The organism is Streptomyces sp. NRRL F-2580 (assembly GCF_000720115.1).
Taxonomy (GTDB): domain Bacteria; phylum Actinomycetota; class Actinomycetes; order Streptomycetales; family Streptomycetaceae; genus Streptomyces.
The window spans coordinates 85,518-109,814 of sequence record NZ_JOIR01000013.1 but is presented as its reverse complement, the minus strand read 5'-3'; the positions used below and the strand labels follow the sequence as shown (position 1 = coordinate 109,814).

The window sequence follows — 24,297 nt, the reverse complement described above, 5'->3', positions numbered from 1 at the left end:
TACCCGCCCCGGCCCTAGCGCAGAGCAGGCACGGACGCTGCCGGTGCGCTGGCCGCTGCGGCGCCGCTGCCGGATGTGGTGGCCGAGCGGGCGGTGGCGCCAAGGGCTGCAGGACGTTCGGACGGAGCGCCGCCGGCCGGTGCTCGATGCTCAGCCGGCTCGTGCGCCCCTGCCGTTGTACGCTGCCCGGCTGCCGACACCAGAGCCTGTATCACTGCTTGGTCGGCACTCATCTCGGGGTGCCACTGCACGCCCAGGGCGAAGTGGTGCCGGGTGCTTTCGATGGCCTCCACTGTGCCGTCTTCGGCGTAGGCCGCGACCGCCAGGCCTGCGCCGAGGAGGTCGGCTGCCTGGTGGTGATGGGTGGCTACCTGCCTGGTCCCGGGCAGGAATGCGGCCAGACGGGTGCCCGGAACGGTGGTGATGGCATGTAGCGCGAAGAACCCGAGATGGATGTTGTGGGCGTCGTGCCCGACCTTCTCGGGCAGGTGTTGGATCAACGTGCCGCCCGCGTGAACGTTCATCAGTTGCATGCCCCGGCAGATTCCGAGGACGGGAATGTCGCGGTCCAGACTGTTCTTGAGGACTGCGCGCTCCCACCGGTCGCGGGCGGGGACCGGAGTGCCCGCTAGTGGGTGGGGCTCGGCCCCGTAAAGGGCGGGGTCCAGATCCTCACCTCCGGCGAGGATGACGCCGTCCAGACGTGCGATGACGTCGGCCGCCGCGCCCGGCGCATCGGGCGGCAGCAGGACGGCCCGGCCTCCGGCAGCCTGAACGCATGTGGCGTACGCCGCAGGGAGCAGTGCGGCGGGCAGCTCCCACTCTCCCCACCGCGCGTCGGTGAGGTAAGTGGTGATTCCAATAAGTGGCTTGCGCACGCAGCGCCCCTTTCACATGCAGCAGTCAGATCACTGACCGTCCCCTGACTCCGAGGCCGGCGACGGCTGCGGGCAGCGCTGCGCGGTGGGGCGGCAGGGCTCCGTTGCACGGCACGGCACGGCACAGCGGGTGCACGGGTGCACCTCGCGGTGTGGGAAAGGGGACGGCCACGGCAGGGAGCGAGACGGATCACACCTGCCCGGTGGCAGAATCCTGCTGGCGTTCCTCCTTAAGCACAAGAAATGACATCTTCCCGTTAGGTAAGCCAGGCTTAACCCATGCAGATGCCAGACCCCCGCTTGCTCGCCACCTTGGAGTCCGTGGTGCGCCACGGCTCGTTCGCCGCCGCCGCCGGCGAACTCGGCTACAGCGCCCCCGCCGTCTCGCAGCAGATCGCCGAACTCGAACGCCGCGCAGGACTACGAGTCTTGGAGCGCCGTCCCGTGCGTCCCACGGCCGCCGGCCAGGTCCTCCTCGATGCCGAACAAGGGGTACGCTCCGCGCTGGCCGCAGCTGCCCTGGAACTCGACGCCCTGCGCGCCGGCACGTCCGGGCGGATCCGGCTCGGCGCTTTCGCCTCGGCCGCCACGAGTATCGTCCCGAAGGCTCTCGCGCAGTTGCAAACGTCGTATCCCGACGTCCGGGTCAGCCTCTCGCAGCTGGAGCCCGAGGCCGGCTACGGCCGGATCAAACGGGGAGACGCCGACCTTGCCCTGACTTATGACTACGACTTCATTCCCCAGCCGCCGCCGCGCACACTGCGCCGGACCCTGGTTGCACGGGACCCCGTCGTGGCGGTGCTTCCCGCCGGCCACGAGCTGGCCAGCCGTGAGGTCATCGACTTGGCGAGCCTGGCCGGCGAGACGTGGGTCGCAGCGCCCGAGGCCGCGCTGCGGCTGGAGCTGCTTGCCCAGATGGCCAAGACATCAGGCTTCGAGGCCCGACTGGAGTACGAGGGCGACGACTTCAACACCATCCTGGGCTTCGTAGCCGCGGGCCTGTGTGTTGCGGTACTGCCCCGCCTGGCCCTGCCCCGCGGTGTGGCCAATGTTGTCGCGAGACCGCTGGCCAACCCGGAGCTGACACGGTTCATCTACACCGTACGCCTCGACACCCGCCACGCCCCCGAAGCGCTGCTGGCGCTCGAGCGAATGCTGACAGCACAGGTCCGGGCGGTCATTGCCTGAGCCCCCGACCAGCCGTTCGGCGGTGCACTCACACATTCGATCATTGGTGAATGCATACATCGTGGCGCCCGTCACCCAGGTCGGGTGCTGTCAAACAATCGCCCTCGGGAGGCTCCTGGGGAGCTGCCCGCTGTGGTGTAGTGACGTGACGCGGAAACCTCTTTCCGCATGAGCGCTGCCGTGATTCGACGTGGCGACATCGTGGCGCTGACTGATCACCGGTCTCGTGGCCGCGAACATGGCAGCCCGGCGTGGGCATGAACGTCGCCCCCGACATGGACGCCTCCGCGGTGGAGGAACACCGCCGACAGCCGATCACGCCGGTGGGCGGTCGACCTGGACTGGTCGACGTGACCGATCAGGACTGGCCATGGGCATGAAGACCCGATCTCCGCCGACCACGACCGAGTCGAGCCGTGCGCCCGCCACGATGAGTACTCCCGCCGTGCCCGGCCGTCCCTGCCGGCTCGCAACCCGAGGCCCAAGCACGCGCAAGAAACGAGTGGCGGCTGTGAGCGGGCGCATCATGAGGGTGAGGCGTCGGATACGGCCCTCATCGTCGAGATCGAGATACTGGGTCTCCTCCAACCGCAGGCGACCGGCATGACCCGCGGCGCGCAGAACCGCGTGCTGTCCGTCCTGGAACTGTGCCTCGCAGTGGATGCCGGTGGACACTTCGAACACGCCCGAAGGTCCGCGTGCCCCGCATCGGGCCGGGCCGGCCGCGCGTCCGCCCCGATCGGGTGCGTGCTGATAAGGCGTACGCCTCCCGCAAGAACCGCGCTTACTGCGTCGCCGAGGGATCCGCTGCACCATCCCGGACAAGGTCGACCAGGCGCGCCACCGCAAACAGCGCGGCTCTCGCGGCGGCCGGCCGCCGAAGTTCGACCCGGTCGACTACCGCGAGCGCCACGCGGTCGAGTGTGGGATCAACCGCCTCAAGAGGTACCGCGCCGTCGCCACGCGATACGACAAGCCAGCGGTCCGCTATGAGGCGACCGTCCTCATAGCGGCCATCGGCGAATGGCTGTGACCAGCACACATCAAGCGCGTCCAAAACCAGCCCGCAGGCATGGAGGTGCTCTCACTTCACGGCAGCATTGAGGAGAATCTGCGCCAGCTCGCGCGGCTGGGAGAACATCGGCCAATGGCCGGTGTCCATCTTGACCAGCCGCCAGCGCTTGCTGTTCAGCAGCTCAGCCACATCTTCGTCGGGCTCGGCGTCGTCAGGCTCGGCCCCTGGCATCACGCACAGGATGTATGTCGCCGGAAGTTCACCGAGCGGCCCCGACAGCACAGCGGGCTCGGTCAGCGTGGCACCTGGGTGAGGCGTCGAGCCACGCACGAGGCGTGCGATCTGCTCATCGGTGAGACCCTCGCCGTCGTAATGAGCAGCTGGCGCGAGCGGCCAAAACCCTCCGCTCTCGGCGATCGATGCCTCCACTGCCGCCCCGCCGTCCGGCCAGGCGGAGACAAACGACTTGCCGTCAGTTGGAACACTTGAGTCGACGAATACTACGCGGGCCAGTCGGTCACCGATCCGCTCCGCGGCCTGACCTACCGGGATGCCCGAGTAGCTGTGACCCACCAGGACTACGTCACGCAGACCCTGGCGTTCTACCTCGGCAACGATGTCCTGGACGTGAGTCGCTTGCCCCGCCGGTACACCCTGCTTGTCAGCAAGACCCGACAGCGTCAACGGATAGACGCCGTGGCCAGCCGCGCGCAGATACGGCACCACCTCGCCCCACGCCCACGCCCCGAGCCGTGCACCTGCAACCAGCACGAAATTCACCATGCCCGCACCGTAGCCGGGCAGCCTGACGATCTCCTAGGAAATACTTTCGATACACGGCCTAGGTGTGTTGTCCCGGGACCGTCACGAGTGTCGAGCCGATTTTTTAGCAGTGCGCGGGACACGCCAGGTCGCGGGCCAGCTCCTCAAAAGTGTCAATGCCGAGAGAGATGTCGCGCAAGACCAGCGGTGACCACCAGTCACCCATGACATCCAGGGAGCGCGACAGCGAACAGTGGAACGCTGCGAATGAGGCAAGGCATGGCCACAACCTCGTGCATTCATATTCTGAACGCACTCACGAACCCGTTCGGCGACGGCGATGCCGGCACTCCCCTGGCGGGGATGCCGTCCTGCCGGCACCCACGATCCGTCCGCGAATACTGTGCCGCCCGACTCGTGTGGTGATCAAGTGGGAGTTTCCGAGTAATATCGTTGGAAAAAAATGACTGTTTATGACCGTGTTATGTTTGCCGGGCTTTAGCGGCTGTGGGCCTCGGGTCGGCACCAGGGGCTCGCCCTTGACGGAGCTGCAGCGGATGGGTGGGACCGCGCGCGCCTCGCTCCACCGCACTGCTGGGGACCGGGCCGAAGCAGCCTCCGCGGGGCTTTATCCGTCACGGAAACCTGCAAGCGGGACGACCGCCGACCATGCCCGAGAAGACCGCTGTAGAAATGCCCCATAGCCCTGCCCCGATTCCGGGCGGGTGATAATGACGAAATGAAATGAGTGGAATGATTCGCCATCAATACCGCTGCTCAGTCCGTTGGTCCGACATGGACGTCTACGGGCACGTCAACAACGCCGTCTTCCTCACCTATCTGGAGGAAGCGCGCAGCGACATACTCGGTGGCCAGGCCGCAATAGCCGGTGTGGACACCTTCACAGCGGGCTGCGTGAGCGCGAAGCACGAGATCGAGTACAAGGCGCCCTTGGAGTGGCGCGAAACGCCAGTCACCGTCGAGGTCTGGGTTACCGGCCTCAGGGCGGTGTCCTTCAGCCTCGCCTACGAGGTGAAGGACGAAGGGACTCTGTACGCGAGGGCAGCCTCCACGATGGTTCCCTACGACCTGGAGGGCAAGCGCCCGCGGCGCCTCACTGAGGCTGAACGCGCCTACCTCACAGGATTTCTGCCGCAGCAATGACCGCTTGACCGAGCCGGCCGGAGTCACACCCGCATGGGCGACGACCGCCGACTACGCCCGAGTGGGTTCGCTGAGCAAGCGCCATCGTCATCCCCCTGGGGGCGCGACCTTGCCGTTCTCAATCCGTCTCCGGCCCGCGGCTCATCAATCGTGCTGCGGGACGAGTAGTTCACAACCTCCGATGAGGCAGGAAGTCTGACCCGCCTCACTCGCACAAGAAAGAAACAAGTGAAGAATCGCTTTGTGCGTGTTCCATCAATGCTTAGGGAATGCAACCCACCAAGACGCGGTCGAGCACAACAGGCGGCGCAATACCCGAACACGGATGCAGGCTTCCGGAAGCTGATCATAGCTGCACGTTTTGACAAGGATGTGGTGGCTTCACCAGAGCCAAACGCCGCTGACTACGCAGCGGTCTTCGAACCGGGTCTTCGCGGCCAAAGTCGAGAAGATGTACAAGAGCGGATCTGGCCCAAGCCCCCCGCCGCGCTTGACGTCGACCCTGAAAAGACCGAAATCAAGGTGGCGACGGCTACCGCGGACGCCATCAGGGATTGGCTGAATGAGGTTAGCGAAGGATTCCCCGGTGGATACGAGAGGGTGGCCCCTTACCTCAAACCGGGAACGACGATCTACCGGTGCAAGTATCTGGAGCCAGGCTAAGTACTCGGTAAGGCGTACGACGGAATGGCACACGTCAATGGGCGCCGGGTGTGGTTCCGAAGCCGGGGCGCGTCCTTGCCTAGCCTGACCCGAGACCGTGTCCACGTGGTGAGGCGTCATTGGCCTCGGTCTGGGGCGGGGACGTCCTACTAGCTCGTAACACGATCATGAATCGTGTTTCTTGAGGCGTCTCCAGCAGATGAGGCTGCAGGCGAGGGAGACGAGCGCGTCGTGGAGTTCGGTGCGGCGTTCCCAGCGGACGGCGAGGCGTTTGAACTGATGGAGCAGGGCGAAGGTCTGCTCCACGACGTAGCGGAGCTTGCCCATGCCCTTGATGTTCGGTGCTCCCTTGCGGGAGATGACCGGCAGGATCCGGCGTTTACGCAGCTCTTCCCGGTTGGGGTTGGAGTCGTAGCCCTTGTCGCCGAGCAGGGCGTCCGGGCGCCTTCGGGGACGGCCGGGGCGGCCCGCCACTGGCGGGATGCCGTCGACCAGGGCGAGGGTCTGGGTGACGTCGTTGACGTTCGCCGCGGTCGTGATGACCTTGAGCGGGGTGCCGCGTCCGTCGCAGATCAGGTGGTGCTTGCTGCCCGTCTTCCGCCGGTCGACCGGCGACGGACCGGTGTCGACTCCCCCTTTTTCGCGCGAATGTGAGAGCCGTCCACGCAGGCCCTGGACCAGTCGAGCTGGCCGGCCGCGTTCAGCTCGGCGAGCAGGATTCGGTGCAGCTGGTCGAAGACCCCGGCCTGCTGCCACCGCTCCAGTCTTCGCCAGCAGGTCTGTCCCGAGCCGAACCCCAGCTCAGGTGGCAGGAGTTGCCAGGCAATGTCGTTGTGCAGGACGTACAGGATGCCCTGCAGACACAACCGGTCTGCGACCGGCCGCGGCCCTGGCGACCTCGTCGGCCAGGGCGGCAGCAGCGGCTCGATCAGCGCCCACAAGTCGTCGTCCACGATCCACGGCCGAGTGCTCACGCACTCACGAACGGCCGAATCATCACACCGGTTACGCCCGACCAGGGCATCTCACCAAGATCCTGTTACGAGCTCTACGTGCTGGTCAGCGGTTGCGCCTGGCGGGCGGCAGCCCGCGCTGTGCGCTGCGCGTTGATCAGGCACCTCATCGACTCCATGGCCTGGGCGGCCGGTCCGCGGGCGGGCCCGTTTGGTGGCGGTCGGCTCACACCCCGCTGGTGCGGCAGGCTGGGGTATGGCCCACGGCCCGTTGATGTCGCATGCGGCGCTGGCGAGCTGGTTGAGCCTGTTTTGGCAGGCCGGCTCCGCTCTGGTCGTCGACTGCAGCGCGGTTCCGGGCCCCGCTGGAGAGGGCGCGCGTAGTAAGCACGGCTTATCCAACACAAAGGTGTCTTTACTTGCGCTTACCTCTGTGCGATTGCAGGATTCTGCCGCGGGCACGAGCGTGAGTCGCACGTGCCACCTGCCGCAACTTCTTCGTCGAGCAGCGCCCGTGGTTCCCGTGTGTGATGCCTGTTCCCGAGTCCGGATATGTCACCTCCTCGCAGGCCCCACATCCCGGGCGGGGGGGTGGGAGCAGACGGAGAGCACCGGCGGGTGCCCTGCGTGCAAGAAGGGACAACGAATGCACCCACCACTCGGCCGTTCCCGCACTGTCGGCCGTCAGGTGCGGGGGAGTCGCCGCCGGTGACGGCAACTACCTTGGGGGAGTGGTGGCTTGGGCTTGGTCCTCTTCATCGGAGCGGACGGTGCAGACACCTCGTGAGTGCGTGGGGATCAGTTCTGACGGACCGTGTCGGCGGCAGGCGTCGGGGCAACCAGTGAGTCCTGCCTGTAGCCGAGAGTAGTCATCGACGCCTGGTGGGCCGCGCCCAGTCCGTCTCGTGGCGGGGGGCCGAACCAGCGGGCGAGGAGACGGCTTGCCGTGCCGGCTGCCGGATTGATGCGATCTGTCGCCGAATTCTCCAAACAGTTGAGCGTTTGACCTCTGCTGTTCACGCTTTACCTGTCAAGTGCCCGGAGGCACGGCCTCGGGCCCCACCGATTCAGAAGCGAGTCGAGCATGGTGCGTGTCCGTTCATCCTTGGCACAGTTGCCCGCTTATGTCCCGGGCCGCAAAGTGCCGGGCGCGGTAGTGCTGGCCAGCAACGAATCCCCGTACGGGCTGCTGCCCGGTGTAGCCGCAACGCTTACGGAGCTGGCCGGCAACATGTCGCGCTACCCCGACCTGAGCGCCACCGCACTCGTGCAGGCGATAGCCGGGCACCACGAGGTCGAGCCGGATCGGATCGCGGTGGGCGCCGGATCCTCGGAGGTCTGCGGACAGCTGCTGCACTCGGTCGTCGGCTTCGGCGACGAGGTCGTCTTCGGATGGCGGTCCTTCGAGGCCTATCCGATCCTCACGGCGGTGGCAGGCGGTACGGCGGTACGGGTCCCGCTGCGCGACCATGCGCTGGACCTCGACGCCATGGCCGCGGCGATCACCGACCGGACCCGGCTGGTCTTCGTCTGCAACCCCAACAACCCCACCTCCACCGCAGTCGGAGAGCGGGCGCTCCTCGACTTCGCGGACCGTGTCCCACAAGACGTGCTGATCGTCGTCGACGAGGCCTACCGGGAGTACGCTGATCCGGAGCTGGTCCCAGACGCCCTGGCCCTGCTCGGCGACCGGCCGAACGTCGTGGTGCTGAGGACGTTCTCCAAGGCCTACGGACTGGCGGGACTGCGCGTCGGCTACTGCGTGGCGCCGCCGTGGATCGCCGCTCATGTGCGCAAGACGCAGGTACCGTTCAGCGTCAGCGCCCTCGCCCAGGAGGCCGCCGTCGTCGCCCTCGGCGAGCGCGCGGAAGTCGCCCGGCGGGCCGCCCTCACGGTCGTCGAACGGGAGCGCGTGACCCTGATGTTGCGTGCGCTGGGCTTCGAAGTCGCCGACTCCCAGGCCAACTTCGTGTGGCTACCGCTCGCGGACGAGAGCGCCGACTTCGCCGTCCACTGCCTTGGCGGGCACGTCGTGGTCCGCCCGTTCCTCGGTGAAGGCGTCCGGGTGACGATCGGACTGCCGCAGGAGAACGAGGCTTTCCTCGATCTCGCTACGACCTGGAGAGGCTGAAGGCCGTGCGCTCCAGTCCTTATGAGCGGCATCGCGAACTGCTTCAGCAAGCCGTACGGGCCCTCGCCGCCGGTGAATGCCGACGGCCCTTCACGGAGGCGACCGGACAGGATGCTGCCGACGCGGGCATGAGATCGGTCCGAACAGCTGTGAAGGTCTTCGGCTCCCTGCTGGGACGGCCCTTCGATCTCGACCAGCCCGGCGAGCTGGGCCGGGTGTGCACCGAGTCCTCGCCATACGGTATCGACATGGGCATCCGCTATCCGCGATGCGACCCCGCAGCTCTGGTGGCGGCTGCCGCCCAGGCGACGGCCGGGTGGCGCGCAGCTGGCCCCCACCAGCGCGCCGGGCTGGCCGTGGAGATACTGCGCCGGCTGAACACCCGCAGCCACGAGCTGGCCCTTGCGGTGCATCACACCACGGGGCAGCCTCCGCAGGCGGCGTTCCGGTCCGCCGGGCCGCGCGCCCAGGACCGTGCGCTGGAGGCCGTGGCCCTTGCCCTCGCGGAGTCGGAGCGCGTTCCGGCGGACCTGAGCTGGGAGAGCGGTCAAGGGACCCAAGGGAGCGGGCAACCGTCGCCGATGCGGGGCACCAGCACACTGGTGCCCCGCGGAGTGTCGCTGCTCATCGGTTGCCCCGACTATCCGCTCTGGAACGGCTACCCGGGTCTGTTCGCCAGCCTGGTGACCGGCAATCCGGTGATCGTCGCCCCGCATCCGCGTTCCGTGCTGCCGCTGGCCATCACCGTGCGCGTCGCCCGGCAGGTGCTGGCGGAGGCCGGTCACCCACCGGACATCGTGACCCTGGCGGTGGCGGAACCAGCGGAAGGGCTACACGAGAGGCTGGCCACGGACCCGGCGGTGCGCATCGTCGACTACACCGGCTCGGCGCAGTTCGCCGGCTGGCTGAAGGAACACGCCCGCCAAGCCGCCACGTTCGTCGACCGGACCGGCCTGAACACGGTGATCGTCGACTCCACCGGCGACTACCGGGATCTCGTGCGCGGCCTCGCCCACTCCCTGTGCCGGTGCAGCGGCACGGTGCGCACCACGCCGCAGAACATCCTGGTGCCGACGACGGGCATCGCGACCGACCAGGGGCGCAAGAGTTTGGGGGACTTCGGCGCCGACCTGGGCGAGGCCGTGGACCGGCTGCTCGGGCATCCCGCACGTGTGGCCAGGCTGCTGGGCGCGATCGCCAGCGATACCGTGCGGGCGGGGCTGGCAGAGGCCACGCGGTACGGCACCGTGCTCCATGCCTCCGGAGCGCTGCGCCATCCGAACCATCCGGGCGCCGATGTGCGCAGCCCCCTGCTCGTCCGGCTGGCGGCGCAGGACGAACGGATCTACGCCAGGGAATGGCCGGGGCCCGTCTCGTTCCTTGTCGGTACCGACTCGACGTCGCACAGTCTGGCTCTCTTCCGCCGCACGGTGGGCCGCCACGGGGCGTCGTACGCCACGGTGCACTCGACCGACCCGCTGGTACTGGCAGTCGCCGAGACGGCAGCACTGGACGCCGGGGTGCATCTGGTGCAGAACCTCGCAGACGACTTCCCCGCGGACCCCTCCTCAGCAGGCGCGGACCTGCACCCCGAGGGCGCCCACTTCGTCACCGGGCGGTTCCGGGTGGTGCGGTCTCGGCAGCATGCGGCCGGGACCGCCCCGGCTCCTGTCGTGGAGGCGGCCCCGAGACCGACCCCCATCGGGGCTGCGGAGTCGCCTCGGGCTCCGGCGCCGGACGCGGGTTCCGCTGCCGCGCTGGTCGACGTCTGAGTGACCGAGCAGTCAGGCAGTCCAGTGCGTCCCGCGTCCCCGCACCTCGTCGAAGACCAGCCAGGTGCGGGTCGAGCGCACTCCCGGTACCGCCTGGATGCGCTCCAGCACGACCCGGCGCAGCACCGAGTTGTCCGGAGTGCGGACCAGCACCAAGACGTCGAAGTCGCCCGCAACGAGGGTGACATGCTCGACGTAGGGGATCTCGCGCAGTTCCCGGGAGGTGTCCCGCCACGCATTCTGATCGATCGTCAACGTCACGTACGCGCTCGTGCCGAGGCCGGCCCGCTGCGGATTCAGCTGCGTGCTGAAGCCCGTGATGACCTCCTCGGCCATCAGCCTGTTGATACGCGTGTACGCGTTGGCGCGCGAGATATGCAGCTTGTCTGCGAGCGCCTTGATCGACACCCGGCCGTCGTCGAGGAGCCCGGCCAGGATGTGCCGGTCGGTGTCGTCGAGCCGGACGGCAGTTCGTCCGGTCATGGACTCCGCGGGTGCATTTTGCTCGGACACTTTGCCCTCCTAGTGCGCGTCGTTCGGCAGTCCGTCGCTGGTTCGCCTGAAACCTTGAACAGATATTCCGCACTGGCGACGATACTCGCGTCAAGTGTCCAGAGAAAGTGAGTGGCCCCCATGCCCGTGAAGAACCTTCGCCAGACGGTCCAGGGCCTCCTGCCGTCCCTCACGCCGGTGCGGTTCGTGGCCGAGGACGGCACGCCGGTGGCCAAGCCCGCGCCCGGCTACACCGAGCCTGCGCCGGAGGCGCTGCGCGAGGCCTACCGGCGGATGGTCGTGGGACGCCGGTTCGACACCCAGGCCACCGCGCTGACCAAGCAGGGGAGGCTCGCGGTCTACCCGTCCAGCCGCGGCCAGGAGGCCTGCCAGATCGGCGCCGTGCTCGCGCTGCGCCCGGACGACTGGCTGTTTCCGACCTACCGCGACTCCGTGGCCCTGGTCGCCCGGGGCATCGACCCCCTTGAGGTGCTCACGCTGCTGCGCGGCGACTGGCACTGCGGATACGACCCGGCCGCCACCCGCGTCGCCCCCCAGTGCACCCCGCTGGCCACCCAGGTGCTGCACGCGACCGGCATGGCGGAGTCGTTGCGCCGCACAGGCGGAGACGGCGTGGCGATGGCCCTCGTCGGGGACGGGGCGACCAGTGAGGGGGACTTCCACGAGGCGCTGAACTTCGCCGCCGTCTTCCGCGCACCGGTCGTCTTCTTCGTCCAGAACAACAAGTACGCGATCTCCGTGCCGCTGGCCCGGCAGTCCGCGGCGCCCGCCCTCGCGTACAAGGGCATCGGACACGGGATGCGTTCCGAACAGGTCGACGGCAATGATCTGGTCGCCGTGCTGGCGGTGCTGACCGCGGCGGTCGAGCACGCCCGTGCCGGGCACGGACCGGTCCTGGTCGAGGCGCACACCTACCGCATGGACGCGCACACCAACGCCGACGACGCGACCCGCTACCGGGACGCGGCGGAGGTCGAACGGTGGAGCGCCGCCGACCCGGTCAGCCGTCTTGAAACGTACCTGCGGGCCCGCGGCGCCCTCACCGACGAGGACGTCGCGGCGGTGCGGGAGGAGGCCGAGACCCTGGCGACAGAGCTTCGCGCGGGCATGAACGAGGAGACCGTGCCCGACCTGCTGGAGCTCTTCGACCACGTCTACGCCGAGCCGACTCCGCAACTGCGCGAACAGCGCGCCCTGCTCGCGGCCGAGCTGGCCGAAGACGCCGCTTCCCCCGCACTCGACACCCAGGAGAACTGACGGCCATGGCCAAGGTCACGATGGCGCAGGCGCTGAACACCGCACTGCGCGACGCACTGCGCGAGGACGAGCGGGTGCTCGTCTTCGGCGAAGACGTCGGTCCGCTCGGCGGCGTCTTCCGGATCACCGACGGGCTGACCCGCGACTTCGGCGAGCAGCGATGCTTCGACACCCCGCTGGCCGAGGCCGGCATCGTAGGGCTGGCCGTCGGCATGGCGATGGGCGGCTTCCGGCCCGTGGTGGAGATGCAGTTCGACGCCTTCGCCTATCCGGCGTTCGAACAGATCGCCTCACATGTGGCCAAGCTCCGCAACCGGACCCGGGGGCGGCTCGCGCTGCCGATGGTGATCCGTATCCCCTACGCGGGCGGCATCGGGGGAGTCGAGCACCACTGCGACTCCAGCGAGGCGTACTACGCGCACACCCCGGGCCTGAAAGTCGTCACCCCGGCGACGGCCGAGGACGCGTACTGGCTGCTGCGGGACGCCATAGCCGACCCCGACCCGGTGGTCTTCCTGGAGCCGAAGAAGCTGTACTGGTCGAAGGAGGAAGTCGACCTGGAACGGCGCGGAGCGCTGCCGTTCGGGCGGGCCGCGATCCGACGGGAGGGCCGTGACGCCACGGTCGTCGCGTACGGGCCCTCGGTTCCGGTGGCCCTGGCCGCGGCCGAAGCGGCGGCGGCCGATGGCATCGAGCTGGAGGTCGTGGATCTGCGGACGGTGGTGCCCTTCGACGACGAGACGGTCACGGCATCGGTTCGCCGGACCGGGCGCTGCCTGGTCGTGCAGGAGGCCCAGGGCTTCGCCGGCGTGGGGGCGGAGATCGCCGCACGGGTGCAGGAGCGCTGTTTCCACTCGCTGGCGGCGCCGGTCCTGAGGGTGGCCGGCTTCGACATCCCGTATCCGCCGCCGAAGCTGGAGCACGCGCATCTGCCCAGCGTCGACCGGATCCTCGACGCCGTCGACCGTCTCCAGTTCGGCGACGCGCCGGACACCCGGCATCTGCTGAAGGGAACGGCCGCATGAGCACCGCAGCGCTTCAGGAGCAGCTGTTCCGGCTGCCCGATCTCGGCGAAGGGCTGACCGAGGCCGAGATCATCGAGTGGAAGGTCGCGGTCGGTGACACGGTGACGATCGACCAGATCGTCATCGAGGTCGAGACCGCCAAGGCCGCAGTCGAGGTGCCGGTCCCCTACGCGGGTACGGTGCTGCGGCTACACGCGGAGGCGGGTACGGCGCTGGAGGTGGGGAAGCCGCTGATCACGGTGGGTACGCCGACTTCCGGCCGGCCCGACGGCGCGGGGGAGGGCCCGGGCGCCCAGCCTCCCGTCGATTCAACGTCGGCCGACCCTGCGGCTGAGCGATACCGGGAGGAGGAGCAGGCCGGGTCCGGCAACGTCCTGATCGGCTACGGCACCGGCCACGGCCCGGCACCGCGTCGCCGCCGCCGACGCGGGGGCGCCGCGACGGGAGGTGGCAGTGCTGCCGAGGCGGCGCCGTCCGGAGAGCTGCACGCTCCCCGGGTCATATCCCCCCTCGTACGCAGGATGGCGCGGGAACACGGGATCGACCTCGCCGCGTTGGCGCCATCGGGTCCCGCAGGGGTCGTGCTCAGACGAGATGTCGAGCAGGCCGTTGGGCGGGCCGGCCAGCTGGCGACGGACCCCGATACCGCACCGGTCACCCCGGACCGGCAGCAGTCGGCGGACCGCGCACCGCACGCTCGGCCTGCGCCGGCCGGCCCTGAGCGCATCCCGCTGCGCGGCGTCCGCCGCGCGGTCGCGGACAAGCTCTCCCGCAGCCGCACCGAGATCCCCGACGCCACCACCTGGGTCGACGTGGACGCGACGAGCCTGCTCCAAGCCCGGAAGGCCATGCAGGCCGCGGACCCCAGCCGCCCCATCGGGCTGCTTGCCCTGCTCGCCCGTATCTGCGTCGCCGGACTGCACCGCTTCCCGGAGCTGAACTCCACCGTTGACACCGAGCGGCGGGAGATCGTCTGCTTCAGCGAGGTGCACCTCGGCTTCGCCGCCCAGACCGAACGCGGCCTGGTGGTCCCCGTCGTTCGCGACGCACAGCGGATGACGACCGCACAACTGGCCGCCGAACTAGCCCGGTTGACCGGGCTGGCCCGCGACGGGGCCCTGCCGCCCGACCGTCTGACCGGCGGGACCTTCACCCTCAACAACTACGGCGTGTTCGGCGTCGACGGATCCACGCCCATCATCAACCACCCTGAGGCCGCTCTGCTCGGCGCGGGCCGCATCGTGGACAAACCATGGGTGGTGGACGGCGAGCTGGCCGTCCGCAAGGTCATGCAGCTCTCCCTCAGCTTCGACCACCGGGTCTGCGACGGCGGTGTGGCCGGCGGGTTCCTGCGCTTCGTGGCCGACTGCGTGGAACGCCCGGCGATCCTGCTCGCCGACGTCTGATCCGACCCCGCTTCCCCCGCTTCCCCGCTTCCCCCTGCGTCCGCCCGGGCGCCTCGCACCCATCAACCTACCGAACGTTCGGCCAGGAGCTCTCAATGCCCAACGACCAGCATCCCGACTTCTTCGTCCGCCACGCGGCTCTGCTCGACCAGGCGGTGGAGTGTGCCGCCGACCGCACCTACTGGACGCCGTACCCGGAAACCCCGAGCACCTCTGCGTACGGAGCCGAGGCATCCGGGCTGGGCGAGGCCGCTTTCCGCGGCCTCCTCGGCCGCCCCTTCCGCATCGAAGGGCATCCGGCCACCGGCACCGTCCCCGCCACCGAGGTTTCGCCCTACGGCTTCCCGCTCGGCGTCAGTTACCCGTACCTGGCGCCCGATGTGGCCGTCGCGACGGCCAAGTCAGCCGCGGTGACATGGCGCGCCGCGAGCCCGGACATCCGGGCCGGCGTCGCCGCCGAGATCCTCGCCCGGCTGAACGAGGCGAGCTTCGAGATCGCGCACGCCGTCCAGCACACCACCGGCCAGCCCTTCATGATGGCCTTCCAGGCCGGCGGTCCGCACGCCCAGGACCGAGGCCTCGAAGCAGTCGCCCACGCATGGAACGAGCAGACCCGCCATCCGGTCGCGGCCCGCTGGAGCAAGCCGCAGCGCAAGGGCGGCCCACTCGTCATGGACAAGACCTTCACCGCCGTGGGACGCGGTGTGGCCGTACTGATCGCCTGCAACACCTTCCCCACCTGGAACGGCTATCCGGGACTGTTCGCGAGTCTGGTCACCGGCAACCCGGTGGTCGTCAAGCCTCATCGACGTGCCGTGCTGCCGCTGGCGATCACCGTGCGGATCGCCCGTGAGGTACTGGCGGAGGCCGGCTTCGATCCGGACGTGGTACTGCTCGCCGCCGCGAAGCCCGACGAGCGCACCGCCCCCGCCCTGGCCACCCACCCCGATGTGCGCATCGTGGACTACACCGGCTCCAGCGAGTTCGGTGACTGGCTGGAGACCAACGCCCGCCAGGCCGCGGTTCACACCGAGAAGTCCGGACTCAACACCGTCGTCGTGGACTCCACGGACGACTACGCGGGGCTGCTGCGCAACCTTGCCTTTTCCCTGTCGCTCTACAGCGGCCAGATGTGTACCACCCCGCAGAACTTCTTCGTCCCCCGCGACGGCTTCCCGACCGACCAGGGGTGGCGTACGGCCGACGAGTTCGCCGCCGACCTGGGCGCCGCCCTGGACAGGCTGCTCGGCGACCCGGCCCGTGCGGCCGCCACCCTCGGCGCGATCGTGAACGACGGTGTGCTGAAGCGCGTGGCGGAGGCGGCGGAACTCGACCGTGTCGCCCATCCGTCGAGGCGACTCGCCCACCCGGAGTTCCCGGACGCGGCCGTCCGTTCCCCGCTGGTGGTCCGGCTCGAGGCCGAGACCGACGAAGAGACATACACGAGCGAGTGGTTCGGGCCGGTCTCCTTCGTCATCGGTACCGACTCCACCGCGCACGGCCTGGGTCTCCTGCACGACACCGTACGGCGCCACGGCGCGCTGACCGCCTCCGTGTACGCCACCGACGAGGGTGTGCTGGAGGCGGCACGGGCAACCGCGTTGGAGGCGGGCGTGCACCTGTCGGAGAACCTGACCGGTGCGGTCTTCGTCAACCAGTCCGCCGCCTTCAGCGACTTTCACGGCACCGCGGCCAACCCCGCGGCCAATGCCGCCCTCACCGACCCGGCGTTCGTCACCGGACGCTTCTCGGTCGTCCAGTCCCGGCGCCACGCACCCGCAGAGGAGCACGTCGATGCGTGATGAGGTCTACCTGATCGACGGGGCCCGCACTCCGCTCGGCCGCCACCGAGGCGCCCTGGCCTCCGTACGCCCCGACGACCTGGCCGCCCTCGTGGTCGGCGAGGCGGTACGGCGCTCGGGCATCCCGGCCGACACCGTGGACGAGGTGATCCTCGGCGCCGCGAACCAGGCGGGCGAGGACAACCGGGACGTGGCCCGCATGGCGGTCCTGCTGGCCGGACTACCGGACACCGTGCCCGGATACACCGTCAACCGGCTGTGCGCGTCCGGGCTGACGGCCGTCGCCTCGGCCGCCCAGGCGATTCGTGCGGGAGAGGCCGACCTGGTCGTCGCGGGCGGAGTGGAGTCAATGACCCGCGCCCCCTGGGTGATGGCCAAGCCCGGCACGCCCTGGGCCCGGCCCGGCGAGGTCCACGACACCTCCCTCGGCTGGCGCTTCACCAACCCGCGCTTCCCCGCCGCGACCACCCTGTCCATGGGCGAGACCGCCGAGGAGGTCGCAGCCCTGGACGGCATCACCCGCCTCGAGGCGGACACCTTCGCGCTGCGGAGCCACCGCAGGGCGGAGGCCGCCCAGAGGGCGGGCCGCTTCAAGGAGGAGATCGTCCCGGTGCCGGTGGCGGACGGCGAGGTGACCCAGGACGAGGGGCCTCGGCCGTCCACCTCGCTGGAGAAGCTCGGCGGACTGCGCACGTCCTTCCGCAGCGGCGGGATCATCACCGCGGGCAACTCCTCGCCGCTGTCCGACGGGGCCGCTGCCATCGTGGTGGCGAGTTTGGCGGCGGTCGAACGATACCGGCTCACTCCACGGGCCCGCGTCGTCACCGCCGCCTCGGCCGGGGTCGAGCCCCGTCTGATGGGGCTCGGGCCCGTGCCGGCCACCGTGAAGGCGCTCGACCGGGCGGGATGGCGGCCCGGCGACCTGGGCGCCGTCGAGGTGAACGAGGCCTTCGCCGCCCAAGCGCTGGCGGTCGTGCGCCGGTTGCGGCTCGACGAGGACCGCGTCAACGCCGACGGCGGCGCCATCGCCCTCGGACACCCGCTCGGCTGCTCCGGCGCCCGCATCCTGCTCACCCTGCTCGGACGCATGGAACGCGAGGACGCCCGACGAGGACTGGCGACCATGTGCGTGGGGGTCGGTCAGGGCGTGGCGATGCTCGTGGAGCGCGTATGAGCACGCGGGAGGACACGGCGTACGAGACCCTGCGGGTCGAGGAGCGCGCGGACCGGGTCGTCGTGACCCTGCACCGGCCCGAGGCGCGCAACGCCATCAGCAACGACATGATCGCCGAACTGCACCGCGTGTGCGAGGACTTGGAGCGCGAGCCGAGGCTGCTGCTGCTCACCGGGCACGGCGGGGTCTTCGCCGGCGGCGCCGACATCGCCGAACTGCGGCGGCGTGGCCGGGAGGAGGCGCTGCAGGGAATCAACAGCCGTCTGTTCGAGCGGGTACGCAGGCTGCCCATGCCCACCGTGGCCGCGGTGGACGGCTGGGCGCTGGGCGGCGGCGCCGAGCTGGCGTACGCCTGCGACATCCGGATCGCCGGGCCGAACGCGGTCTTCGGCAACCCCGAACCGGGCCTGGGCATCCTCGCCGCCGCCGGGGCCTGCTGGCGGCTGCCGGAGCTGCTCGGCGAGTCGGTGGCCAAACAGGTCCTGCTCGCCGGGCGAAACCTCGACGCACCTGCCGCGCTCGCCTGTGGGCTGGTCACGGACGTCGTACCGGCCGAGCGGCTGATCGCCGAGGCACACATCCTGCTGGACCGTATGGCCCGCTCCTCGGCGCTCGCCCTGCGGCTGACCAAGCTCGTCACCGACGCGCCGGGTGCCCATCCGGTGGCCGATGACCTCGCCCAGGCGGTGCTGTTCGAGGGCCGCGACAAGGAGGAGCGCATGACGCGATTCCTGGAGAAGAACGAGAAGAACGGAGGCCGGGCATGACCTCGGCATCAGCACCGCCCGCCGTCGTGGGGGTGATCGGCGGCGGCCGGATGGGGACCGGTATCGCCCAGTCCTTCGCGGCCGCAGGGTCGTCCGTGGTCGTCGTGGAACACGACGAAGCGGCCGCGGCCGTCGCGCTGGACCGCATCGCCGACGGGCTGCGGCGGGCCGCCGAGCGCGGGGGGCCCGGCGGATTCGCCACCGGTGAGGTACCGGACCGAGTCACCGCCGTGACGTCGATCGCCGAACTACCCGCCGACGCCGATCTCGTCGTAGAGGCGGTACCGGAGGACGCCGCGCTCAAGGCCCGGCTGCTCACCGCCGCCGAGCGGGCCGTGGGGGAGCGGTGCGTACTCGCCACCAACACCAGCTCTCTGCCGGTCACCGAACTCGCGGCGGCCCTGAAGCGGCCGGGACGCTTCCTGGGCATGCACTTCTTCAACCCGGTGCCCGTCTCCGCGCTCGTCGAACTGGTCCTCACCCCCGACACCACCGGGGAGACCCTGACGGCGGCGGCCGGCTGGACGCACGCCCTGGGCAAGCAGAAGGTCGTCGTCCAGGACTCGCCGGGATTCGCCAGCAGCCGTCTCGGCCTGGCCCTCGGCCTGGAGGCGGTCCGCATGGTCGAGGAGGGGGTCGCCGAGCCGGAGGCCATCGATACGGCCATGCGCCTGGGATACCGGCACCCGATGGGGCCGCTGCGCCTCACCGACGTAGTGGGTCTCGACGTACGGCTGGCCATCGCCGACCACCTGCACAAGACGCTCGGGGAGCGGTTCGCCCCACCGGCGTTGCTGCGGGAGAAGGTCGCCCGCGGCGAGCTGGGCCGCAAGACGGGGAAGGGGTTCTATCCATGGCCGTGACCGGCGGCGCGCCCACCGAGGCCCAGGAGCCGGGCCGCCCCGCGCGTCACGGGGTCGCCTACGACATCACCGACGCCGTGGCCGTCATCGAGCTGCGCGGTCCCGGGAGCGGCAACGCCCTCGACTCCCACATGCGCAGCGCGCTCCTGATGGCGGCACGCCGCCTGACCACGGACACCGCACGCGGTGTACGGGCGGCCCTGATCACCGCCCGTGGAAAACACTTCTGCGTCGGCCAGGACCTCAAGGAGCACGCCCGGCTGCTGGACACCGCGCCCGAGGCGGCCTTCGCCAACCTTCCCAACGACTACAACCCGCTGCTGAAGGAACTGCACGGGCTGCCGGTCCCGCTCGTCGTGGCCGTCGAGGGCGCGTGTGTCGGGGCCGGGCTCGGCATCGCGCTCTGCGCCGATGTACGCGTCGCCGCCGAAGGAGCCCGCTTCGCGACCGCCTTCACCGGCCTCGGCCTGGCCTCCGACTCGGGGGTCGCCCGCGGCCTCGCCCGCCAGCTCGGCCCTTCGCGGACCGCCGGACTCATGCTCCTCGGAGACCGTTTCTCCGCACAGGACGCCGAACGCTGGGGCCTGGTCCACCGCGTCGTGGCGGACGGCTCGGCCACGGCTGAAGGGCTGGCCGTCGCGCGCTCCCTCGCAGGCGGACCCACCGCCGCCCACCGAGAGATCAAGGCACTGCTGCGGTCCGCGGCCACCGCTCCCCTGCCGGCCGCGCTGGAGCGCGAAGCCGTGATCCAGCGCCGGCTCGGCGCCACCGAGGACCACCGCGAAGCCGTCACGGCCTTCCTCGAACGCCGCAGCCCGGCCTTCCGCGGCCAATGACCCACTCACCGAGTACGACGGGACACGCACACCCCATGAACACCCCCACCCTCACACCATCCGGGCCCCAGGGCCCGGAGGCCGCCTTCGAGGACACCATCGCCCGCGACCAGCGCATCGAGCCCCGGGACTGGATGCCCGACGGCTACCGCACCACGCTGATCCGGCAGATCGCCCAGCACGCCCACTCCGAGATCATCGGCATGCAGCCGGAGGGCGAGTGGATCACCCGGGCGCCCTCGCTGCGCCGCAAGGCCATCCTCTTCGCCAAGGTGCAGGACGAGGCCGGGCACGGGCTGTACCTCTACTCCGCGGCCGAGACCCTCGGGGCGGACCGCACGGACATGACGGCGCGTCTGATCGACGGCCGCCAGAAGTACTCGTCCATCTTCAACTACCCGACCCACACCTTCGCCGACGTCGGCGTGATCGGCTGGTTCGTGGACGGCGCGGCGATCTGCAACCAGGTGCCCCTGTGCCGTACGTCGTACGGCCCGTACGGGCGCGCCATGGTGCGCGTGTGCAAGGAGGAGTCCTTCCACCAGCGGCAGGGGTACGAACTCCTGCTGACGATGATGGGCGGCACCGACGAGCAGCGGGAGATGGTGCAGGACGCGGTGAACCGCTGGTGGTGGCCGTCGCTGATGATGTTCGGCCCGCCGGACGCCGACTCGCCCAACTCCGCGCGGTCCATGGCCTGGAAGATCAAACGGCACTCCAACGACGAACTGCGACAGCGGTTCGTCGACATGACCGTGCCGCAGGCCCAGAAGCTCGGCGTCACCCTGCCCGACCCCGCCCTGCGGTGGAACGAGGAACGCGGGCACCACGACTTCGGCGCCCCCGACTGGGACGAGCTGAAGCGCGTGGTCTCCGGCGACGGGCCGTGCAACGCCGAGCGGATCGCCCGGCGCCGGGCCGCCCACGAGGAGGGCGCCTGGGTGCGGGAGGCGGCCTCGGCCCATGCCGCCAAGCAGGCGACCCGGGTGCGGGAAGGAGCGGCGGCATGAGCGGCACCGACCAGACCCCCGCCGGCGGACCCGTCCGCATACGGGACGAGTGGCCGCTGTACGAGGTGTTCGTCCGGGGCAAGCGCGGACTGAACCATGTCCACGTGGGATCCCTGCGCGCGTCCGACGACGCGATGGCCCTTGTCCACGCCCGCGACCTGTACACCCGGCGCAACGAGGGCGTGAGCGTCTGGGCCGTGCGATCCGACTCCATCGCCGCCTCCACCCCCGCCGAGAAGGATCCCTTCTTCGCGCCCAGCGGCGACAAGGTCTACCGGCACCCGACGTTCTACGACATCCCCGACGACGTACCCCACATCTAGGAGCGGCCGCCAATGAGTGACGAGGACCTGTACATCGACCACGACAACGCGCAGTGGGCGTTCGGCACCGGTTTCACCGACCCCCTGCACGGCGTCGACCAGAGGGTGCCGGACGGCGTCGACGCCGGAGACCTGGCCGCCTGCTGTCTGGCCCTGGGCGACGACGCCCTGGTGTCCGCCCAGCGGCTCGCCGAGTGGTGCACCCGCGCCCCGGAACTGGAGGAGGAACTCGCCCTGGCCAACATCGGCCTCGACCTGCTCGGCCAGGCCCGGCTGCTGTACGCCAGGACGGGACGGGCCGACGGTACGGGCCGCGGCGAGGACGCGTACGCCTACTTCCGTGATCCAGACGACTTCCGCAACCTGCGGCTGGCCGAACTGCCCGGCGGCGACTTCGCCTTCACGATCACACGGCTGCTCGTGCTGTCCGCCTGGCGGCTGGCCGTCTTCGAGGAGCTCACCGGCGCTCCTGATCCGGTGCTCGCCGCCATCGCCGCCAAGAGCGTGAAGGAGCTCACCTACCATTGCCACTACGCCGCCGTGTGGACCGTGCGCTTCGGCGACGGGACCCACGAGTCCCGCAATCGCCTCGGAACGGCCCTGCTCGACATCGCGCCCTGGCTGGCAGAACCACTGACCGACCGGACCGCAGCCGGTCTGGGTGCCGAGTCCGCGGTGGTCGCCGACCGGACGCTGCGGCGCGTCGCGGACGTCCTGGTGCGAGCGGGATTCGACCCCTCCGAGGTCCTGCCCCTCGGCCCGGCGTCCGCCCCCGCCATACCCGGCTCCGGCCGCGACGGTGACCGTACCGAACACCTGGCGCCGCTCCTCACCGAGCTCCAGAGCATCGCCCGCGCACACCCGCAGGCGCAATGGTGACGCTCGCGGATGGCGGCGAGCACCGCCGAACGGCGGCGCACCGCGCCTGGAGTACCGCCTGCGAGATCCCCGATCCCGAACTGCCCATGCTGACCCTCGCCGACCTCGGAGTGCTCCGCGGCGTCGAGGTGGAGCAGGACGGCACGGTCGTCGTGCGGCTCACCCCGACCTACTCCGGCTGTCCCGCCGTGGCCGAGATGCGGGCTGAAGCCGCCAACCGGCTGCAGGCGGCCGGCTTTCCCGCCGTCCGGGTCGTCACCGTGCTGGACCCGCCCTGGACCACCGACTGGATCACATCGCAGGGCCGACACAAGCTCGCCGAACACGGCATCGCACCACCGGGGCCTCGGCGCCGCAGCGACTCCGGGCCGGTGTGGCTGTCCCTCGGGCCGGCCCCGTCAGATGTGCCCTGCCCGCGCTGCGCCTCGGTGGACACCGAGGAGATCTCACGGTTCGCCGCAACCGCCTGCCTGGCGCTCCGCCGCTGCGGCACCTGCCTGGAGCCCTTCGAGCACCTCAAGGACCTTTGATGACGACCCCCTCCCGTCCCCCCGGAAAGGCGCGGACCCGTCTGCGTCCCGCCTTCCACGCCCTGCGCGTCGCAGCGGTCGAGGGGCTGTGCTCCGACGCCGCCGCGCTCACCCTCGCGGTACCTGACCGCCTGGCCGAGGAGTTCGCGTTTCTCCCCGGCCAGTGCCTCACCGTGCGCCGGGAGATCGACGGCCGCGACGAGCGCCGCTCCTACTCCATTTGCTCCCCCGTCGGGGAGCCACTGCGCATCGGCATCCGCGTCGTACCCGGCGGCCTGTTCTCTTCCTGGCTCGTCCACGGTGTGCGCCCGGGAGACACCCTTGAGGTGATGGGACCGGCCGGTGCCTTCACCCCCGACCTCACCACAGCCGGACAATCCGGCGATTCCGGTCAACCTGCTGGCCTCGGCCACTACGTGCTCATCGCCGCCGGATCCGGCATCACACCGATGCTGTCGATCGCCGCCTCCGTACTCGGCGCCGACGGCTCATCCCGCATCACCCTCCTCTACGGCAACCGGCGCACCGATACGGTGATGTTCGCGGACGAACTGGCAGACCTGAAAGACCAGTACCCGGCCCGCTTCCAGCTCGTTCACGTGTTGTCCCGCGAGCCGCGCGAGGCCGAAATGCTCACCGGCCGCCTCGACGCGGCGCGGCTCACCGCCCTGCTCGATGCACTGGTCGACACCGGCGGCGTCGACCAGTGGTGGCTGTGCGGTCCGCACGGCATGGTCCGTGACTCCAGCACGATCCTGGCCGGGCTCGGCGTCCCGGCCGACCGAATCCACCAGGAACTGTTCCACGCCGATGAAGAGCCGCCCGCCGCCCGCCACGAGGTCTCGGCGATCGGCCTCACCACGAGCGAAGTCACCGTCGTCCTGGATGGCAGGGCCACCACGTTCCCGGCCCCCCGGGACCGGACCGTCCTCGACGCTGCCCAACAGCTGCGCCCCGACCTGCCGTTCGCCTGCAGAGGCGGCGTCTGCGGAACGTGCCGCGCCCTGGTGACCCAGGGCCGGGGTGACATGCGCCGCAACTACGCCCTGGAGCCCGCGGAGGTGGCCGCGGGATACGTCTTGACCTGCCAGACCCGCCCCGCATCGGACGAGCTCACCGTGGACTTCGACATGTGAGCGCGAACATGTCGACAACATTCGGTTTTCTCGACGATGAACGATCGGAAACTTGCGCTGGAAAAGGCGCATGCCGTTCGGCACAGTAAGCCCGGGTCAATCAAGCGCTCTTTCCGAACAGACGTTCGATAGAGCAGGGTGAAAGCCTTGATTGCCGCCTTGGTCCCCGACGCGGGAGACCACGCGAACCCCGGCCGCCTGCAACGTTCGTTGACCGACGGCGTGCGCCTATCGAAATCTTGAGCGGACC

General features: G+C 69.9%; 22 protein-coding genes and 1 pseudogene. 19 read left to right on the top strand and 4 right to left on the bottom strand.

Annotated elements, in window-relative coordinates; translation table 11 throughout:
- Window positions 1-14: 14 nt before the first annotated feature.
- Window positions 15-878, bottom strand: coding sequence for a gamma-glutamyl-gamma-aminobutyrate hydrolase family protein (locus IF88_RS0116685; protein WP_078892933.1), 864 nt, complete (start codon window positions 876-878; stop codon window positions 15-17).
- A gap of 279 nt (window positions 879-1,157) precedes the next feature.
- On the opposite strand from IF88_RS0116685, the gene IF88_RS0116680 reads away from it, so the two are divergent.
- Window positions 1,158-2,066: a LysR family transcriptional regulator gene (locus tag IF88_RS0116680; protein ID WP_051837019.1), complete on the top strand. Its 909-nt coding sequence runs from the start codon at window positions 1,158-1,160 to the stop codon at window positions 2,064-2,066.
- A 689-nt stretch (window positions 2,067-2,755) separates the two neighbouring features.
- Window positions 2,756-3,099: pseudogene (locus tag IF88_RS49335) on the top strand (transposase); the annotation flags it as partial.
- Between the two features lie 51 nt (window positions 3,100-3,150).
- Here the strand turns inward: IF88_RS49335 and IF88_RS0116670 are convergent.
- Window positions 3,151-3,864, bottom strand: coding sequence for an alpha/beta fold hydrolase (locus IF88_RS0116670; RefSeq protein ID WP_030712051.1), 714 nt, complete (start codon window positions 3,862-3,864; stop codon window positions 3,151-3,153).
- A 732-nt stretch (window positions 3,865-4,596) separates the two neighbouring features.
- On the opposite strand from IF88_RS0116670, the gene IF88_RS0116660 reads away from it, so the two are divergent.
- Window positions 4,597-5,007 (top strand): acyl-CoA thioesterase, encoded by a 411-nt coding sequence (locus IF88_RS0116660; RefSeq protein ID WP_030712048.1) that lies wholly within the window; start codon window positions 4,597-4,599, stop codon window positions 5,005-5,007.
- A 228-nt stretch (window positions 5,008-5,235) separates the two neighbouring features.
- Window positions 5,236-5,670, top strand: a complete 435-nt coding sequence (locus IF88_RS46530; RefSeq protein ID WP_158754411.1) for a hypothetical protein — start codon at window positions 5,236-5,238, stop codon at window positions 5,668-5,670.
- 165 nt (window positions 5,671-5,835) lie between these two features.
- Here IF88_RS46530 and IF88_RS43585 read toward each other — a convergent pair.
- Window positions 5,836-6,644, bottom strand: a protein-coding gene (locus IF88_RS43585) for an IS5 family transposase (protein WP_420710977.1) whose coding sequence is annotated in 2 segments (ribosomal slippage) — window positions 5,836-6,309 and window positions 6,312-6,644 — 807 coding nt in all. Because the reading frame shifts where the segments join, the coding sequence is not laid out codon by codon here.
- Window positions 6,645-7,707: 1,063 nt separating this feature from the next.
- Here IF88_RS43585 and IF88_RS0116645 point away from each other — a divergent pair.
- Window positions 7,708-8,754: a histidinol-phosphate transaminase gene (locus tag IF88_RS0116645; protein WP_030712044.1), complete on the top strand. Its 1,047-nt coding sequence runs from the start codon at window positions 7,708-7,710 to the stop codon at window positions 8,752-8,754.
- Window positions 8,742-10,526 (top strand): aldehyde dehydrogenase family protein, encoded by a 1,785-nt coding sequence (locus IF88_RS0116640; protein ID WP_078892932.1) that lies wholly within the window; start codon window positions 8,742-8,744, stop codon window positions 10,524-10,526. The genes IF88_RS0116645 and IF88_RS0116640 overlap by 13 nt, the downstream gene beginning before the upstream one ends.
- 12 nt (window positions 10,527-10,538) lie before the next feature.
- On the opposite strand, the gene IF88_RS0116635 is transcribed toward IF88_RS0116640, so the two are convergent.
- Entirely contained in the window at window positions 10,539-11,009 is a 471-nt protein-coding gene (locus IF88_RS0116635; RefSeq protein ID WP_030302939.1) for an Lrp/AsnC family transcriptional regulator, read from the bottom strand.
- 150 nt (window positions 11,010-11,159) lie between these two features.
- Here IF88_RS0116635 and pdhA point away from each other — a divergent pair, with 150 nt between their 5' ends.
- The 13 genes from pdhA (at window position 11,160) to paaE (ending at window position 24,047) form a co-directional block, all read left to right on the top strand.
- Window positions 11,160-12,296, top strand: a complete 1,137-nt coding sequence (gene pdhA / locus IF88_RS0116630; RefSeq protein ID WP_037806093.1) for a pyruvate dehydrogenase (acetyl-transferring) E1 component subunit alpha — start codon at window positions 11,160-11,162, stop codon at window positions 12,294-12,296.
- A 5-nt stretch (window positions 12,297-12,301) separates the two neighbouring features.
- A complete protein-coding gene (locus IF88_RS0116625) occupies window positions 12,302-13,321 on the top strand; it encodes an alpha-ketoacid dehydrogenase subunit beta (protein WP_030712033.1) in 1,020 nt (339 codons plus the stop codon).
- Window positions 13,318-14,727: a dihydrolipoamide acetyltransferase family protein gene (locus IF88_RS0116620; protein WP_030712031.1), complete on the top strand. Its 1,410-nt coding sequence runs from the start codon at window positions 13,318-13,320 to the stop codon at window positions 14,725-14,727. The genes IF88_RS0116625 and IF88_RS0116620 overlap by 4 nt, the downstream gene beginning before the upstream one ends.
- A gap of 95 nt (window positions 14,728-14,822) precedes the next feature.
- Window positions 14,823-16,529: a phenylacetic acid degradation protein PaaN gene (paaN, locus tag IF88_RS0116615; protein ID WP_030712029.1), complete on the top strand. Its 1,707-nt coding sequence runs from the start codon at window positions 14,823-14,825 to the stop codon at window positions 16,527-16,529.
- Window positions 16,522-17,703: a thiolase family protein gene (locus tag IF88_RS0116610; protein WP_030712028.1), complete on the top strand. Its 1,182-nt coding sequence runs from the start codon at window positions 16,522-16,524 to the stop codon at window positions 17,701-17,703. The genes paaN and IF88_RS0116610 overlap by 8 nt, the downstream gene beginning before the upstream one ends.
- Window positions 17,700-18,470 carry an enoyl-CoA hydratase/isomerase family protein gene (locus IF88_RS0116605; RefSeq protein ID WP_030712026.1) on the top strand — a complete coding sequence of 257 codons (771 nt, stop codon included), beginning with the start codon at window positions 17,700-17,702 and terminating at the stop codon, window positions 18,468-18,470. The genes IF88_RS0116610 and IF88_RS0116605 overlap by 4 nt, the downstream gene beginning before the upstream one ends.
- Window positions 18,467-19,333, top strand: a complete 867-nt coding sequence (locus IF88_RS0116600) for a 3-hydroxyacyl-CoA dehydrogenase family protein (protein WP_030712023.1) — start codon at window positions 18,467-18,469, stop codon at window positions 19,331-19,333. The genes IF88_RS0116605 and IF88_RS0116600 overlap by 4 nt, the downstream gene beginning before the upstream one ends.
- Window positions 19,324-20,169 (top strand): enoyl-CoA hydratase/isomerase family protein, encoded by an 846-nt coding sequence (locus IF88_RS0116595; protein WP_078892931.1) that lies wholly within the window; start codon window positions 19,324-19,326, stop codon window positions 20,167-20,169. The genes IF88_RS0116600 and IF88_RS0116595 overlap by 10 nt, the downstream gene beginning before the upstream one ends.
- 35 nt (window positions 20,170-20,204) lie before the next feature.
- Window positions 20,205-21,179, top strand: coding sequence for a 1,2-phenylacetyl-CoA epoxidase subunit PaaA (paaA, locus tag IF88_RS0116590; protein WP_030712018.1), 975 nt, complete (start codon window positions 20,205-20,207; stop codon window positions 21,177-21,179).
- Window positions 21,176-21,502 carry a 1,2-phenylacetyl-CoA epoxidase subunit PaaB gene (gene paaB, locus IF88_RS0116585; RefSeq protein WP_030712015.1) on the top strand — a complete coding sequence of 109 codons (327 nt, stop codon included), beginning with the start codon at window positions 21,176-21,178 and terminating at the stop codon, window positions 21,500-21,502. The genes paaA and paaB overlap by 4 nt, the downstream gene beginning before the upstream one ends.
- Before the next feature lie 12 nt (window positions 21,503-21,514).
- Entirely contained in the window at window positions 21,515-22,381 is an 867-nt protein-coding gene (gene paaC, locus IF88_RS0116580; protein WP_030712011.1) for a 1,2-phenylacetyl-CoA epoxidase subunit PaaC, read from the top strand.
- The gene (gene paaD / locus IF88_RS0116575; protein ID WP_030712009.1) at window positions 22,375-22,911 is read left to right on the top strand and encodes a 1,2-phenylacetyl-CoA epoxidase subunit PaaD; all 537 of its coding nucleotides are present in this window, start codon (window positions 22,375-22,377) and stop codon (window positions 22,909-22,911) included. The genes paaC and paaD overlap by 7 nt, the downstream gene beginning before the upstream one ends.
- Complete coding sequence (paaE, locus tag IF88_RS0116570) at window positions 22,911-24,047, top strand: 1,2-phenylacetyl-CoA epoxidase subunit PaaE (RefSeq protein WP_030712007.1); 1,137 nt, start codon at window positions 22,911-22,913, stop codon at window positions 24,045-24,047. Before paaD ends, paaE begins: the two co-directional genes overlap by 1 nt.
- Window positions 24,048-24,297 lie beyond the last annotated feature (250 nt).